At 62.0% G+C, this 14,844-nt stretch carries 17 protein-coding genes; 6 read left to right on the top strand and 11 right to left on the bottom strand.

Annotated elements, in window-relative coordinates:
• Nucleotides 1–157 precede the first annotated feature (157 nt).
• From ACLK1G_RS08495 to ACLK1G_RS08485, 3 genes are read right to left on the bottom strand one after another with little or no spacing between them, the layout of a single operon-like run.
• Entirely contained in the window at nt 158–748 is a 591-nt protein-coding gene (locus ACLK1G_RS08495; RefSeq protein ID WP_420765034.1) for a YggT family protein, read from the bottom strand.
• A gap of 10 nt (nt 749–758) precedes the next feature.
• Nucleotides 759–1,577, bottom strand: coding sequence for a pyrroline-5-carboxylate reductase (gene proC, locus ACLK1G_RS08490; RefSeq protein ID WP_420765033.1), 819 nt, complete (start codon nt 1,575–1,577; stop codon nt 759–761).
• Nucleotides 1,578–1,604: 27 nt separating this feature from the next.
• A complete protein-coding gene (locus ACLK1G_RS08485) occupies nt 1,605–2,297 on the bottom strand; it encodes a YggS family pyridoxal phosphate-dependent enzyme (protein ID WP_420765032.1) in 693 nt (230 codons plus the stop codon).
• Nucleotides 2,298–2,353: 56 nt separating this feature from the next.
• On the opposite strand from ACLK1G_RS08485, the gene ACLK1G_RS08480 reads away from it, so the two are divergent.
• Complete coding sequence (locus ACLK1G_RS08480; protein ID WP_420765031.1) at nt 2,354–3,388, top strand: type IV pilus twitching motility protein PilT; 1,035 nt, start codon at nt 2,354–2,356, stop codon at nt 3,386–3,388.
• A 156-nt stretch (nt 3,389–3,544) separates the two neighbouring features.
• Here the strand turns inward: ACLK1G_RS08480 and ACLK1G_RS08475 are convergent, their stop codons facing one another.
• Entirely contained in the window at nt 3,545–4,156 is a 612-nt protein-coding gene (locus ACLK1G_RS08475; protein ID WP_420765030.1) for a C40 family peptidase, read from the bottom strand.
• Nucleotides 4,157–4,405: 249 nt separating this feature from the next.
• Between ACLK1G_RS08475 and ACLK1G_RS08470 the strand changes: the two genes are divergently transcribed.
• Complete coding sequence (locus ACLK1G_RS08470) at nt 4,406–4,834, top strand: NINE protein (protein ID WP_420765029.1); 429 nt, start codon at nt 4,406–4,408, stop codon at nt 4,832–4,834.
• Between the two features lie 133 nt (nt 4,835–4,967).
• Here ACLK1G_RS08470 and ACLK1G_RS08465 read toward each other — a convergent pair whose 3' ends face one another.
• From ACLK1G_RS08465 to gshB, 7 genes are all read right to left on the bottom strand, one after another.
• Nucleotides 4,968–6,239 carry a dihydroorotase gene (locus ACLK1G_RS08465; RefSeq protein WP_420765028.1) on the bottom strand — a complete coding sequence of 424 codons (1,272 nt, stop codon included), beginning with the start codon at nt 6,237–6,239 and terminating at the stop codon, nt 4,968–4,970.
• A complete protein-coding gene (locus ACLK1G_RS08460; RefSeq protein ID WP_420765027.1) occupies nt 6,236–7,240 on the bottom strand; it encodes an aspartate carbamoyltransferase catalytic subunit in 1,005 nt (334 codons plus the stop codon). The genes ACLK1G_RS08465 and ACLK1G_RS08460 overlap by 4 nt, the downstream gene beginning before the upstream one ends.
• Nucleotides 7,241–7,264: 24 nt before the next feature.
• A complete protein-coding gene (gene pyrR / locus ACLK1G_RS08455) occupies nt 7,265–7,771 on the bottom strand; it encodes a bifunctional pyr operon transcriptional regulator/uracil phosphoribosyltransferase PyrR (RefSeq protein WP_420765026.1) in 507 nt (168 codons plus the stop codon).
• 82 nt (nt 7,772–7,853) lie between these two features.
• Complete coding sequence (ruvX, locus tag ACLK1G_RS08450; RefSeq protein ID WP_420765025.1) at nt 7,854–8,291, bottom strand: Holliday junction resolvase RuvX; 438 nt, start codon at nt 8,289–8,291, stop codon at nt 7,854–7,856.
• Nucleotides 8,291–8,860: a YqgE/AlgH family protein gene (locus tag ACLK1G_RS08445; RefSeq protein ID WP_186612059.1), complete on the bottom strand. Its 570-nt coding sequence runs from the start codon at nt 8,858–8,860 to the stop codon at nt 8,291–8,293. Before ACLK1G_RS08445 ends, ruvX begins: the two co-directional genes overlap by 1 nt.
• A 180-nt stretch (nt 8,861–9,040) precedes the next feature.
• Nucleotides 9,041–9,937, bottom strand: a complete 897-nt coding sequence (locus tag ACLK1G_RS08440) for an energy transducer TonB (RefSeq protein WP_420765024.1) — start codon at nt 9,935–9,937, stop codon at nt 9,041–9,043.
• Between the two features lie 96 nt (nt 9,938–10,033).
• Nucleotides 10,034–11,005, bottom strand: a complete 972-nt coding sequence (gshB, locus tag ACLK1G_RS08435; protein WP_420765023.1) for a glutathione synthase — start codon at nt 11,003–11,005, stop codon at nt 10,034–10,036.
• Between the two features lie 222 nt (nt 11,006–11,227).
• On the opposite strand from gshB, the gene pilG reads away from it, so the two are divergent.
• The 4 genes from pilG (at nt 11,228) to ACLK1G_RS08415 (ending at nt 14,831) form a co-directional block, all read left to right on the top strand.
• Nucleotides 11,228–11,656: a twitching motility response regulator PilG gene (pilG, locus tag ACLK1G_RS08430; protein ID WP_420765022.1), complete on the top strand. Its 429-nt coding sequence runs from the start codon at nt 11,228–11,230 to the stop codon at nt 11,654–11,656.
• A 45-nt stretch (nt 11,657–11,701) separates the two neighbouring features.
• Nucleotides 11,702–12,067, top strand: a complete 366-nt coding sequence (gene pilH / locus ACLK1G_RS08425) for a twitching motility response regulator PilH (protein ID WP_420765021.1) — start codon at nt 11,702–11,704, stop codon at nt 12,065–12,067.
• Nucleotides 12,068–12,077: 10 nt separating this feature from the next.
• Complete coding sequence (locus tag ACLK1G_RS08420) at nt 12,078–12,617, top strand: chemotaxis protein CheW (RefSeq protein ID WP_420765020.1); 540 nt, start codon at nt 12,078–12,080, stop codon at nt 12,615–12,617.
• A gap of 153 nt (nt 12,618–12,770) precedes the next feature.
• Entirely contained in the window at nt 12,771–14,831 is a 2,061-nt protein-coding gene (locus ACLK1G_RS08415; RefSeq protein ID WP_420765019.1) for a methyl-accepting chemotaxis protein, read from the top strand.
• The last annotated feature ends 13 nt before the right edge of the window (nt 14,832–14,844 follow it).

The raw sequence follows: 14,844 nt of genomic DNA, 5'->3' as shown, positions 1-14,844 counted from the left end.
TGCTCTCGTTGAAATGAGGCGTAAGTCTAAAGACCGCTGGGGTTAGCGGCAAGCAAAGGGCGGCGCTGATTGTCCGCTGATGCAAACCCTGTGGTGACTGGATCAATCTGTGGCGAGGGAGCAAGCTCCCTCGCCACAGGAAAAGTTGCAGCGTGCTTTAGATCAGCACCCGCAGGATCTCCGGCATCATCGTCATCGCCGCCAGGTTGTTGATCACCAGCATGTCGATCAGTTTGAGCACCATGAATGCCAGGATCGGCGAGATGTCCAGGCCGCCGAGGTTCGGCACGATGCGGCGGAACGGCGCCAGGGCCGGCTCGCAGATCTGGTTCACCAGTTCGGCGCCCGGGTTGTGGCTGCCCGGCGCGACCCAGGACAGGATCACGCTGATGATCAGGGCAAAGAAAAATATCTTCAGGAACAGTGCGGTAACGCCGATGATCGACCAGATCAGCAATTGCAGCGGATTGCCGGTGATGCCATAGGTCAGCAGCAGCGTCAGGGCCATCAGCGCCATTTGCAACAGGATCGCCAGCAACAGCGAGGACATGTCCAGGCCGAACAGGCTCGGAATGATCCGGCGCAAGGGTTTAAGCAGCGGTTGGGTCGCCTTGACGATGAACTGGCACAACGGGTTGTAGAAGTTGGCGCGCACCAGTTGCAGCACGAAGCGCATCAGCACGATCAGCAGGTACAGACTGCCGAGGGTTTGCAGGACATAGACCGCTGCAGTGTTCAATCCAATCATGAATGGCTCCTTATTGGCCCAGTTGTTCGGCCATTTCGGCCGAGCGGTGCGCGGCGGCGCCGAGTGCTTTTTCAACCAGGGCTTCGAAGCCTCCGGCCTGGAACGATTTGATGGCCGCTTCGGTGGTACCGGCCGGCGAAGTCACGCGGCGACGCAGCTCCGCCGCATCGACATCGCTGGCGACCGCCATATGCGCGGCGCCCAGGGCAGTCTGCAAGGTCAGCTGCGCGGCGGTTTCCCGGGGCAGGCCGAGTTTCTCGCCGGCGGCGGTCATGGCTTCGATCAGCAGGAAGAAGTACGCCGGGCCAGAGCCGGAGACGGCGGTGACCGCGTCCAGTTGCTGCTCGGTTTCCAGCCACAGCGCAAGACCCACGGCCGACAGCAACTCTTCAGCCTGCTGGCGTTGGGCAGCCGTCACCTGTTCGGTGGCGAACAGGCCGCTGACGCCCTGGCGCAGCAGTGCCGGGGTGTTGGGCATGCAGCGCACGATGGGCTGGGCGCCGAGCCAGTTGTTCATGCTCGCGCAAGTAATGCCAGCGGCAATCGACACGATCAGTTGATGTGGCTTGAGATGCGGGCGAAGGGCTTCGCACACGCTTTTCATTGCTTGCGGCTTGACCGCGAGCACCACGACGTCCACGCCGTCGATGGCCTGGGCGTTGTCGGCGAAGGCTTCGATGCCGTGCTCTGCGCTCACCCGTTGGCGGGTTTCTTCACCCGGATCGCTGGCGCGGATCTGCGCTGCATCCAGGCCCTTGGCCCGCAGGCCGCCGATCAGGCTGGCGGCCATGTTGCCGGCGCCGATAAAGGCAATACGCGTGTTGCTCATGACGGATCCTTATGAAAGATGAGTGAGTCAGCTGGGCGATTGACCGTAGTCGCGAGCCCCAAACAGCGCAGTACCGATGCGCACCCAGGTGGCGCCTTGAGCAATGGCGGATTCGAGGTCATGGCTCATGCCCATGGACAGCGTATCCAGGGGCAGGTCCAGGCTGGCTTGCAGGCGCTGGACAGCAGCAAAAGCCGCGTCCTGTTCAGCGCGATCGTCGGTCGGTTCGGGAATCGCCATCAACCCGCGCAACGTGAGGCGTGGCAACGTGCTGATGGCGCTGGCAAGGGCGGGCAGGTCCGCTGGCGCGCAGCCGGATTTACTGGCTTCGCCGCTGACGTTGACCTGAATGCAGATGTTCAATGGTGGCAGCTCGGCTGGCCGCTGCTCGGACAGGCGCTGTGCAATTTTCAAGCGATCCACGGAATGCACCCAGTCGAAATGTTCGGCGATAGCGCGCGTCTTGTTCGATTGAATGGGGCCGATGAAGTGCCAGATCAAGGGCAAGTCAGTCAGTTCGGCCTGCTTGCCCAACGCTTCTTGCAAGTAGTTCTCGCCAAAGTCACGCAGGCCGGCGGCGTAGGCTTCGCGCAGGGCCTGGGCGGGCTTGGTCTTGCTGACGGCCAGTAGATGGACGCTGTGTTCGGCGCGCCGGGCGGCCTGTTCCGCCGCATGGATGCGCGATCTAACCTGAGCAATGTTGTCTGCTATCGTGGTCATAAAGAAAGGCCAGCGGGTCTGAGGTTCGCGGCATTCTACTGGAATTGAGGAGCGCTATGGATATCACTGAACTGCTGGCGTTCAGCGCCAAACAGGGGGCGTCGGACCTGCATCTGTCCGCCGGGTTGCCACCAATGATCCGTGTCGATGGCGATGTGCGGCGTATCAACCTGCCGGCGTTGGACCACAAGCAGGTCCATGAACTGATCTACGACATCATGAATGACCGGCAACGAGTGGATTACGAAAAGTTTCTGGAAACCGACTTTTCCTTCGACGTGCCAGGCGTTGCGCGGTTTCGGGTCAACGCCTTCAACCAGAATCGTGGCGCGGGGGCGGTGTTCCGGACCATCCCTTCGAAAGTCCTGACCATGGAAGACCTGGGGATGGGCGAGGTGTTTCGCAAGATCACCGAGGCCCCACGTGGGCTCGTGCTGGTGACCGGGCCGACGGGGTCGGGCAAGTCCACCACCCTGGCCGCGATGATCGATTACCTGAACAGCCACAAGCATCATCACATCCTCACCATCGAGGACCCGATCGAATTCGTCCATGAACCGCGCAAATGCCTGATCAACCAGCGCGAGGTGCACCGCGATACCCATGGCTTTTCCACGGCGCTGCGCTCGGCCCTGCGGGAAGATCCGGACGTGATCCTGGTGGGGGAAATGCGTGACCTGGAAACCATCCGGCTGGCGCTGACTGCCGCAGAAACCGGGCACTTGGTGTTTGGCACGCTGCACACCACATCGGCGGCCAAGACCATTGACCGGGTGGTGGACGTGTTTCCCGGTGACGAGAAGTCAATGGTTCGTTCGATGCTGTCGGAGTCGTTGCAGGCGGTGATCTCCCAGACGCTGGTCAAGAAGATCGGCGGCGGCCGGGTTGCGGCGCATGAAATCATGCTCGGCACCTCGGCGATCCGCAATCTCATCCGGGAAGACAAGATCGCGCAGATGTATTCGTCGATCCAGACCGGCGGCTCGCTGGGGATGCAGACGCTGGACATGTGCCTGAAGGAGTTGGTGAACAAGGGACTGATCAGCCGCGAGCATGCGCGGGAGCGGGCGCGTACGCCGGATAATTTCTAGCGGGGCAAGGAGGCCTTGTGGCGAGGGGATTTATCCCCGTTGGGGTGCGAAGCGCCCCCAACAATGCATAGGCTTGAATCTTTATTTCAGACTGACCATCTTGGGGCTGCTTCGCAGCCCAGCGGGGATAAATCCCCTCGCCACAGAGGACGATGATCAGCGCTGAACCACCCGCATCGCACCCGGCTCTTTGGGCAGTACCCGCTTGGCAACCACGTAATGGGTGTTCCAATACGGCTTGTTCAGCGTGTCGATGGTCACCGACTTGCCACGGCGCGGGGCGTGGATGAAGCGGTCATTGCCCAGGTAGATGGCCACATGGTTGACTCGCCGGCTCTTGAGCTTGAAGAAAATCAGGTCCCCAGGCTTCAAGTCCTTGCGCTCGACTTTTTCACCGTGGCCGGCTGCCATCGCGTTGGATGTGCGCGGCAAATCGAAGGTGGCGTCGTTGAAGGCGTATTTCACCAGCCCACTGCAATCGAAACCTTTGCTTGGGCTGCTGCCGCCCCAACGGTAAGGTGTGCCGAGTACATTCACGGCGCGGCTCAAGACATTGCTGGTGGTCTTGGTCGCCATGGGTGGCACCAATCGGCTCTGAGCCGTGCTCACGCGCTGGACGCCTTGCTTGTTCTTGCTCGACGGAGCAGAAACATGGGACTTAGGGGTGTAGCCATTGATGTTGGGAAGACGTTGCTCACGATTGGTGGCGTGGGCGGCCAGTGGCAATAATAGGCAGATGGTCAGCCATGTCTTTAAAAATGGACGCATTAGGCAGGGCTCATAAAGGTTAGCGCGCAACTTTATAACAGCTTTTTTTCGCTTTCCGAGGCCGTTTGTCGATCCGGAACCCAGCGTAAACGCCGCACAATACCGTCATTTTGGCCTGATTGTCCGACACAGGCCCCGTAGTACGGGCGTTTCCCCGGCTCGGGTCGACCAGTACCGCTTGTCGGCGAGACACAAAAAAGTCACAAAAAGTCCGAACAAATTTTTCTATCGAGGCAAAAGAGACCATTCATGAACAGCTATCAACAGGACGCAATCCGCGATACCCACAGCAAAGTCATCGGGTATCTGCTCTGGATTCTCGGGTTTACCGGCGCTCACCGTTTCTATTACGGCAAGCCGGTGACCGGCACGATCTGGTTTTTCACCTTCGGCCTGCTGGGCATTGGCTGGCTGATCGACCTGTTCCTGATCCCTGCCATGGACCGCGAAGCGGACCTGCGCTTTACTCCTGGCCCTATCGAATACAGCGTGGCGTGGATCCTGCTCACGTTCCTCGGGGTGCTTGGTGTGCATCGCATGTACCAAGGCAAGTGGCTCAGTGGGCTCCTTTACCTGCTGACCGGCGGGGTGTTTTTCCTGGGGGTGCTGTATGACTTCTGGACGCTGAATGACCAGGTCTCGATTCGTAATGCGCAGAAGCGTGGGGCTTTCCATTAAGACAGGTAGATCGAGTCGCCTGCATTCGCGAGCAGGCTCGCTCCCACACTGGATCGAGGGTGTTCACATATCCTGTGTTCACCAAAGATCCCCTTGTGGGAGCGAGCTTGCTCGCGATAGGGACGACGCGGTATCAAACCTGGTGAGTGATCCGCCCATCCATCAGGGTATAGCGCACCATCCCCGGCAGGCTGTGACCCAGGAACGGACAGTTGTCACCCTTGGAGCGCCAGGCTTCACCGGCCACGGTGGACGCGGCGGGGTCGAACAGCACCAGGTCCGCCGCGGCACCCACGGCCAATTTCCCGGCAGGCAATTGCAACGCCTGGGCCGGGCCGGCGCTCAGGCGTGCCAGCAGGGTCGGTAGATCCAGTAATCCGTCTTCCACCAGTGTCATGGCCAGCGGCAGCAACAGCTCGACGCTGCTGATGCCCGGCTCGGTGGCGCCGAAGGGGGCCAGCTTGGCATCGCGCTCGTGGGGTTGGTGATGGCTGGAAATGGCCGAGATCACCCCGGACTTCACCGCCTCGCGCAAGCCATCGCGGTCGGCGCGGGTGCGCAGCGGCGGCTGGACGTGATAGACGCTATTGAAGTCGATCAGCGCTTCGTCGGTGAGGATCAACTGGTACAGCGCCACATCGGCGGTCACCGGCAAACCACGTGCCTGGGCCTGGGCGATCAGCGCGGCGCCGCGGGCGCTGGTCAGTTGGCTGAAGTGCGCGCGCACGCCGCTTTGCTCCACCAGCAGCAGGTCCCGGGCAAGTGCCACGGTCTCGGCTGTTTCCGGGATGCCCGGCAGGCCAAGGAAACTGGCGGTGGGGCCTTCGTGGGCCAGGCCGCCTTCGGCCAGGTCAAGGTCCTGCGAGTTGAAGATCACCGTCAGGCCGAAGGTCGCCGCATATTCCAGCGCGCGGCACAGGGTACGGGTGTTGCGGAAATTGTTCAGGCCATTGCCGAACGCCACGCAACCGGCATCGCGCAGGGCGATGAGCTCGGCCAGTTGCTCGCCTTCCAGGCCCTTGCTCAGTGCGCCAATGGGGAAGACCTTGGTGTTGCCGGCTTCGCGGGCGCGGTCGAGGATCAGTTCGGCCACGGCCGAGGTGTCCAGCACCGGTTTGGTTTGCGGTGGGCAGCACAGGCTGGTCACGCCACCGGCGGCGGCCGCCCGGGTTTCGCTGATGATGCTGCCTTTGCGGCTGTAGCCCGGCTCGCGCAGGGCGACGTTGAGGTCAACCAGACCGGGGGCGGCTACCAGGCCGTGGGCGTCGAGGGTCTCGACCGCCGCGAAGCCTGCCGGCGCGGCGCCCAGAGCGACGATCTTGCAGGCATCGATATGAATGTCAGTCACTTGATCCAGGCCGCTGGCCGGATCGATCACGCGTGCGCCGAGAATGCTGAGCTTCACTGGGCGTTCTCCTGGTCGAGTTGGCGCTGGGCCGTTTGCCCGCTCATGGCCATGGACAGCACGGCCATGCGGATGGCGATGCCGTAGGTCACTTGGTTGAGAATCACCGAACGCGGCCCGTCGGCCACCGCCGACTCGATCTCCACGCCGCGGTTGATCGGCCCCGGGTGCATGACGATGGCGTCCGGCTTGGCTCCGGCCAGGCGTGCCGTGGTCAGGCCGAACAGGCGGTAGAACTCGCCTTCGCTGGGCAGCAGGCCGCCGGTCATACGCTCGCGTTGCAGGCGCAGCATGATCACCACGTCCACGTCCTTCAAGCCTTCGGTCATGTCGGTGTAGACCTTCACGCCGTACTGCTCGACGCCGATGGGCAGCAGGGTTTTCGGCGCGATTACGCGGATGTCCGGGCAGCCCAGCGTCTTGAGGGCCAGCATGTTCGAGCGCGCCACCCGCGAATGCAGGATGTCGCCAACGATCGCTACCGACAGGTTTTCAAAGCTGCCCTTGTGACGACGGATGGTCAGCATGTCGAGCATGCCCTGGGTCGGGTGGGCGTGACGGCCGTCGCCGCCGTTGATGATCGCCACTTGCGGGCAGACATGTTCAGCGATGAAGTGTGCCGCGCCGGAGTCACCGTGGCGCACGACGAACATGTCGGCGGCCATGGCCTCGAGGTTGCGCAGAGTGTCGAGCAGGGTCTCGCCCTTGCTCGCCGAGGATGTGGACACGTTGAGGCTGATCACATCCGCCGACAGCCGCTGGGCCGCCAGTTCGAAGGTGGTGCGGGTGCGGGTGGAGTTTTCAAAAAAGACGTTGCACACGGTCTTGCCGCGCAGCAACGGGACTTTCTTCACCGCTCGGGCGCCGACTTCGAGGAATGAGTCGGCGGTGTCGAGGATTTCCGTCAGCAGCTCGCGGCGCAGGCCGTCGAGGGACAGGAAATGCCGCAGCTGGCCCTGATCGTTGAGCTGCAGCGGGCGCTTGGTTTCGAGAGGCGTCATCGCGATGGACTCTTACAAGGGCAGTTAAAGGGCAAGATCTTGCAGTTCGAGTTGCAGCGGCGACGGCCCGGAGAGCTTGACCCGCTCATGGGTGGCCAGCGTCAGCGTCGCGCCGACCACGTTCGGGCGGATCGGCAGCTCGGCGGCGTCCAGGTCCAGCAGGCACACCAGCGTCACGCTGGCCGGGCGGCCATAGTCGAACAGTTCGTTCATGGCGGCGCGGATGGTCCGGCCGCTCATCAGCACGTCGTCGATCAGCACCAGGTGCTGGCCTTCGATCTCGAACGGCAGGGCCGAGGGACGTACTTGAGGATGCAAGCCGTTCTGGCTGAAGTCATCGCGGTAGAAGGACACATCCAGGGTACCCAGCGGCGAATCGCTGCCCAGTTCATCGAGCAAGGCCTGGGCAACCCAGACGCCGCCGGTGCGAATGCCGATGTAGCGCGGTTCGCTAATGCCGCGTTGTTCCAGGTGCGCCGTGAGACGGATCGCCATCTGGCTGATCAGTTCGGCGGGATTGGGCAGGCTCATGCTGGCTCCTTCAGGTTTCCGGGTCGGTGCTGGTGACTCGGTTTATCGCTAAAAGAAAGCGCCTCGCGGCGCTTTCAAAAAATCAGGTTTCTAACAGGGCGGCGTTGGCATCGAGCCAGCCTTGCAGCAGCAGGGCGGCGGCGATGGCGTCCACCGGGTTGTCGCGGTAACTGCCTTTCTGCCCACCGCGGACCAGGCGTTCGCCCTTGGCCTCGAACGTGGTCAGGCGTTCGTCATGGGTATAGAAGGGCAGATTGAAGCGGCCGTTGAGCCGTCGGGCGAACTTCTCCGCGCGCACGCACATGTCGCTGGGCGTGCCGTCCATGTTCAACGGCAGGCCGACCACCACGGCGTCGGGTTTCCATTCCTTGATCAGCGCTTCGACCTGATTCCAGTCCGGAACGCCGTTCTGCGCCTTCAAGGTACACAGTTCGCGGGCCTGGCCGGTGACGACCTGGCCGACCGCAACGCCGATCTGTTTGGTGCCGTAGTCGAAGCCCAGCAGCAGGCGGAGAGCCATCAGGCGTGTCCTGCCTGGCTGGTGAGCAAGCTGAGGTTGACGCCCAGCCTGCTGGCGGCCGCTTCCAGGCGCAGTTCGCTGCTGGTGTTGAACAGGATGTCGGCGTCGAACGGGCAGGTCAGCCAGGCATTGTCGGCCAGTTCGGCTTCCAGTTGCCCGGGTTCCCAGCCGGCATAGCCAAGGGCGATCAGGCTCTTTTCCGGGCCGACGCCGTCAGCGATGGCAAACAGCACGTCCTGGGATGTGGATAGCGACACACCGTTCAAATCGACGGTGGCCTGGAATTTGGGACCCGACGGGTGGAGCACGAAACCGCGATCGGTCTGCACCGGGCCACCGATGAAAATCGGCACATGCTGGCACAGCAATGGCGGCTCGACCTCGGGGCGCAGTTGCTCGAGGATGTCCGCCAGGTTCAGCTCCTGTGGGCGATTGACCACCAGTCCCATGGCCCCATTGGCCGTGTGCTCGACGATGTAGGTCAAGGTATGGGCAAAATTCGGATCGGCCATGTGCGGCATGGCGATCAGGAAGTGATGCTTGAGGTAGGTGGGGCTGACGTTTTTCATAGGCGCTAGTGTGGCGGCGTGGGGGCGAACTGACAAGCTGGGAAATGCTTGGGGCTGTCACCAATCCCCTGTGGGAGCGAGCTTGCTCGCGATGCGGTGTGTCAGTCGCCATTCATGCTGAATGATCGATGGCAATCGCGAGCAAGCTCGCTCCCACAGGGTATTGATACTGTCTGAAGATCAGTTACTGGACAGCCGATCACCCCGGGCGAACTTCCAGGTGCGGATGATTTCCAGGCGGTCGATGTCCGACAGGTCACCAGTAAACGGTGCGAAGGGCGCGGCCAGGCGCACGATTCGCTGGGCCGCCTGGTCCAGCAGCGGCTGGCCGGAGGATTCGAGCACCAGCACTTCGTACAGCGAGCCATCGCGGTTGATCGAAACCATCAATCTCAGGTTGCCGTAGATCTGCTTGCGCCGGGCTTCGTCGGGGTAGTTCAGGTTGCCGATGCGCTCGACCTTCTTGCGCCACTCGTCCTTGTACCAGGCGCCCTTGTCGCGCATGGTCGAAGCTGCGCTCAGGCGATGGATGCGCGGGCGCTTGGCGTACAACTGCTGTTCCTGGGCCAGTTCGGCTTCCAGGCTGGCGATATCGCTGGACAACTGCGAGCTGTCGAAAGTCGGTTCTGGCGCCTTGGGTTTCGGATCGGGCTTGACCTCTTCCTTTACCGGGGCTTTTTTCGGCTTCGGCGCCACGGTGGTCACGGCAGCCTTGGGCGCCGTCTCCTGGACCTCCGGCTTGGCCGTGGGGGGCGGGGTCACCTTCTGCACTTTATTGTCTTGAAACGGCGCGATCTCGGTGGTCTTGGGGGTCGCTTTCTTTTCCAGGGTGCCACTGCCCTGCTGGTTTTCCTGGGCCAGGAAGTCCGCCTTCTGTGGCTTGGTTTCGCTCTTGAAGGTGGCCAGGGTGATTTCCAGGGTCTGGCTGATCTGCTTGGGTTCGACCGTGGCAAAGCCGACGCCCAACAACAGCGCCAGGTGGATCAATGCCGCCAGGAAAAGGGTGAAGCCAAGGCGATCAGCCGGGCGCACGCCACGATGGGCGAGCTCTTGGGGCAGATCGGACGGGAGTGTCATGGCAAAAAAACCAACATCGCGGGTTTCACAGGCCGGGCATGATAACGCAATGTTGGTTTTTAGCTTCAAGCCTCAAGCAGCAAGCGACAAGCTGCATCAAGCTTGCCGCGTGTGGCTTGCCGCTTGCAGCTGCTTCTCGATGGCGTCCATCAGCATGCCGCCGATGTCCGTGCCGAAGGCATTGTCGATCTCGCGGATGCAGGTCGGGCTGGTGACGTTGATCTCCGTCAGATGCTCGCCGATCACGTCCAGGCCGACGAATAGAAGGCCTTTCTCGCGCAGCGTCGGGCCGACCTGGGCGGCGATCCAGCGATCCTTATCGGTCAGCGGACGAGCTTCGCCACGACCACCGGCCGCCAGGTTGCCACGGGTTTCGCCGGCCGCCGGGATGCGCGCCAGGCAATAATCGACGGGTTCGCCGTCGATCATCAGGATGCGCTTGTCGCCGTCGACGATGGCCGGCAGGTAGCCCTGGATCATGATCTGTTGCTGGCCATGCAAGGTCAGGGTTTCCAGGATCACCGACAGGTTCGGATGGCCTGCGGTGTGGCGGAAGATCGAAGAGCCGCCCATGCCGTCCAGGGGCTTGAGGATGACGTCGCCATGATGATCGGCAAATTCGCGCAACACGTCCGGGCGACGGCTGACGATGGTGGGCGGCGTGCATTGCGGGAATAGCGTGGCGAACAGCTTTTCGTTGCAGTCGCGCAGGCTCTGCGGCTTATTGACCACCAGCACGCCGGCGCTTTCAGCTTGTTCCAGCAGATAAGTGGAATACACGAATTCCATGTCGAACGGCGGATCCTTGCGCATCAGGATCACGTCCAGGTCGCTTAGCAGCGCGTCGTTCTCGTCACCCAATTCGAACCATTTCTCGGGGTTGGCGAAGACTTTCAGCGGCTTCATCCGTGCCCGGGCCTGGCCTTCGGCCTGGTAGAGGTCGCGCTGTTCCATGTAGAACAACTCCCAGCCGCGCTTTTGAGCGGCCAGCAGCATGGCCAGCGAGCTATCCTTCTTATAGGAAATGCTGGCGATTGGGTCCATGACAATGCCGACGCGTACGCTCATGGCTTGGTTCCTCGAAATTTGATGGGCACAAATGGCTGAAAAAGTGGCGTCAGAGTGGCGCCCCGAAGATTGGCGGTCAAGGAAAAACCACCGTACCGAGCGGCGGATAGATCGTTGCTGGAGACTGTGCTAAAAAGGCTGCCATGTGACGTGCGGGCCTTGAACATCAAGGGTTTGCGCTGTCGATCACACTTATGCGTTAAAAACCGGTTCGCAGTGGCAATGGCAGAGCATCTTACGCAGCAGCAACCCAGCGCTTTGAAGGTGATGGTCATCGACGACTCGAAGACCATCCGCCGCACCGCCGAAACCCTGCTGCGCAACGTTGGTTGCGAAGTGATAACGGCGGTCGACGGCTTCGATGCCCTGGCCAAGATCGTCGATCATCATCCAGGCATTATCTTTGTCGATATCATGATGCCGCGCCTGGACGGTTACCAGACCTGCGCCCTGATCAAGAACAACAGCGCCTTCAAGGCGACGCCCGTGATCATGCTGTCGTCCCGCGATGGTCTGTTCGACAAGGCCAAGGGGCGCATCGTCGGCTCCGATCAATTCCTGACCAAGCCTTTCAGCAAGGAAGAACTGCTGGGCGCGATACAGGCCCATGTCCCGGGCTTTGCCGCTGTCCAGTCGCACCAGGCATATTAATGACGCTCGGCCTCGGGCCCGAGGTCCAGAAGAATGGGGAACACCATGGCACGCGTTCTGATCGTCGATGATTCGCCGACTGAGATGTACAAGCTCACCGGCATGCTGGAAAAGCACGGCCACGAGGTCCTGAAGGCCGAAAACGGCGCCGATGGCGTGGCATTGGCCCGCCAGGAAAAACCCGATGCGGTATTGATGGATATCGTCATGCCCGGCCTCAACGGTTTCCAGGCCACGCGCCAGCTGACCAAGGACCCTGATACCGGACACATCCCCGTGATCATCATCACCACCAAGGACCAGGACACCGACAAGGTCTGGGGTACGCGCCAGGGCGCGAAGGACTATCTGACCAAGCCGGTGGACGAGGACACCCTGATCACGACCCTGAACAAAGTGCTGGAAGGCTGACGACGCGGGCATGAGCCACTCCCTGACCGCATTCGAACTGTTGCTTCAGATCGATCGACGCTGCCGGTTGCTGGGCGCGGACCTCCCGTCCCAGCCCATGCACCGGGACAGCTGGAGCGGCATCGGTTTTCGCCTGGGCGAACATTGGTACGTGGCGCCCATGGGCGAAGTGAGTGAAGTGCTGCATGAGCCGCGCCACACCTCGTTGCCCGGGGTCAAGCCATGGGTTCGCGGAGTCGCCAACCTGCGGGGGCGTTTGTTGCCGCTGATGGACCTGTGCGGTTTTTTCGGCCATGAACTGTCCAGCGTGCGCAAGCAGCGGCGGGTATTGGTGGTGGACCATGACGAAGTCTTCGCCGGTTTGCTGGTGGACGAAGTGCTCGGCTTGCAGCATTTTGCCAAGGACAGCCTTGAAGCGATTCCCACGGCCTCCTTGGATCGCCCGGAATCGGCGTACGTCCAGGGCCGTTTCGCCGGCGAGCGGCAATGGCAGGTGTTCAGCCCGTTTGCCTTGGCGCGTTCGCCGGGGTTCATGGATGTGGCGGTTTAACAGGCCGCAGCGCGGCCCCTGTGGGAGCGAGCTTGCTCGCGATGGCGCCAGTGCAGTCAACATTGATGCAAGCTGTACCGCCGCTATCGCGAGCACGCTCGCTCCCACATTTGAATGGCGGTGGTTTGGGGTTTTGGGGACAGGCGAGAACCGATGATCAAAGCAAAAACAGGCAAGCCACTGGAAGCGTCGCGCAGTCGTTCGCAGATCATCGTGCTGTTCGTCGCGCTGATTGTCTTCATCATGCTGTTGTTCGCCAATTTCGCGTACCTCAACGTCCAGTCCACCTATGACAAACAGTACATCGGCCATGCCGGTGAGCTGCGGGTGTTGTCCCAGCGCATCGCCAAGAACGCCACCGAGGCCGCGGCCGGCAAGGCGGCTGCGTTCAAGCTGCTGAGCGATGCGCGCAACGACTTCGCCCAGCGCTGGGGCTACCTGAAACAGGGCGATCCGGTGACCGGCCTGCCGCCGGCGCCCGCCACCCTGCGGCCGCAGATGCGTGCCGTGCAGTTGGACTGGGAGCGGCTGCTGAAGAATACCGATGCCATCCTCTCCAGCGAGCAAACCGTCCTGTCGCTGCATCAAGTCGCGGCGACCCTGGCCGAAACCGTTCCGCAACTGCAGGTCGAGTATGAAAAAGTCGTCGAGATCCTCCTGCAACGTGGCGCGCCGGCCGCCCAGGTGGCCATGGCCCAGCGCCAGTCGTTACTGGCCGAACGCATCCTCGGCGCGGTGAATACCGTATTGGCCGGTGATGAAAATGCCAGCCAGGCCGCCGATACCTTTGGCCGCGACGCCGCGCGTTTCGGCCAGGTGCTCAACGGCATGCTGCAAGGGGACCCGACCTTGAAGATCCCCCAGGTACAGGATCGCGATGCCCGGGCGCGCCTGTCGGAAATCAGCGAGCTGTTCGAGTTCGTCTCGGGCTCGGTGGATGAAATCCTCGAGACTTCCCCGGAACTGTTCAAGGTCCGCGAGTCGGCGAGCAATATCTTCAGCCTGTCGCAAACCCTCCTCGATGAGGCCTCGCACCTGGCCACGGCGTTCGAGAACCTGGCGGGCGGGCGTTCGGTCAACACCATTGGCGGCTATGTATTGGGCCTGCTGGCGCTGATGTCGATTATCCTTATCGGCCTGGTCATGGTTCGCGAAACCAACCGCCAGTTGAGAGAGACGGCGGAAAAGAACGAGCGCAACCAGAATGCAATCATGCGATTGCTCGACGAAATCGAGGACCTGGCCGACGGCGACCTGACCGTCACTGCCTCGGTCACCGAGGATTTCACCGGGACCATCGCCGACTCGATCAACTACTCGGTGGATCAGTTGCGTGATCTGGTGGCGACCATCAACCTCACCGCCGGCCAGGTCGCTGCCGCCGTGCAGGAAACCCAGGCCACGGCGATGCACCTGGCCCAGGCATCCGAGCACCAGGCCCAGCAAATTTCCGAAGCATCGACTTCAATCAATGAAATGGCCCAATCCATCGACCAGGTGTCGGCCAATGCCGCCGAGTCGTCGGCGGTGGCCGAGCGCTCCGTGGAAATCGCCAACAAGGGCAACGAGGTGGTGCACAACACCATCCATGGCATGGATAACATTCGCGAACAGATCCAGGACACCGCCAAGCGCATCAAGCGGTTGGGCGAGTCGTCCCAGGAAATTGGCGACATTGTCAGCCTGATCGACGACATCGCCGACCAGACCAACATCCTGGCACTCAACGCGGCGATCCAGGCGTCCATGGCCGGTGATGCCGGTCGCGGCTTCGCAGTGGTGGCCGACGAAGTGCAGCGGTTGGCGGAGCGTTCCTCGGCGGCGACCCGGCAGATCGAGACGCTGGTGCGGGCGATCCAGGCCGACACCAATGAAGCGGTGATCTCCATGGAACAGACCACCACCGAAGTGGTGCGCGGTGCCCGACTGGCCCAGGACGCCGGCGTCGCCCTGGAGGAAATCGAAGGTGTGTCCAAGACCCTGGCGGCGCTGATCCAGAGCATTTCCAACGCGGCGCAGCAGCAGACCACCTCCGCAGGGCAGATTTCCTTGACCATGAACGTGATTCAGCAGATCACCTCGCAGACCTCGTCCGGCTCCACCGCCACCGCCGAGAGCATCGGCAACCTGGCGAAGATGGCCAGCCAACTGCGCCGCTCGGTGTCGGGTTTCACCTTGCCGCCGGCAGCGGTGACGGATGAGGACAAGGCGTGATTGGCCGCGCTTT

Origin of the sequence: Pseudomonas algeriensis, from assembly GCF_048847255.1 — a bacterium.
Classification (GTDB): Bacteria; Pseudomonadota; Gammaproteobacteria; order Pseudomonadales; family Pseudomonadaceae; genus Aquipseudomonas.
This window is presented reverse-complemented; position numbering and strand designations above follow the sequence as displayed.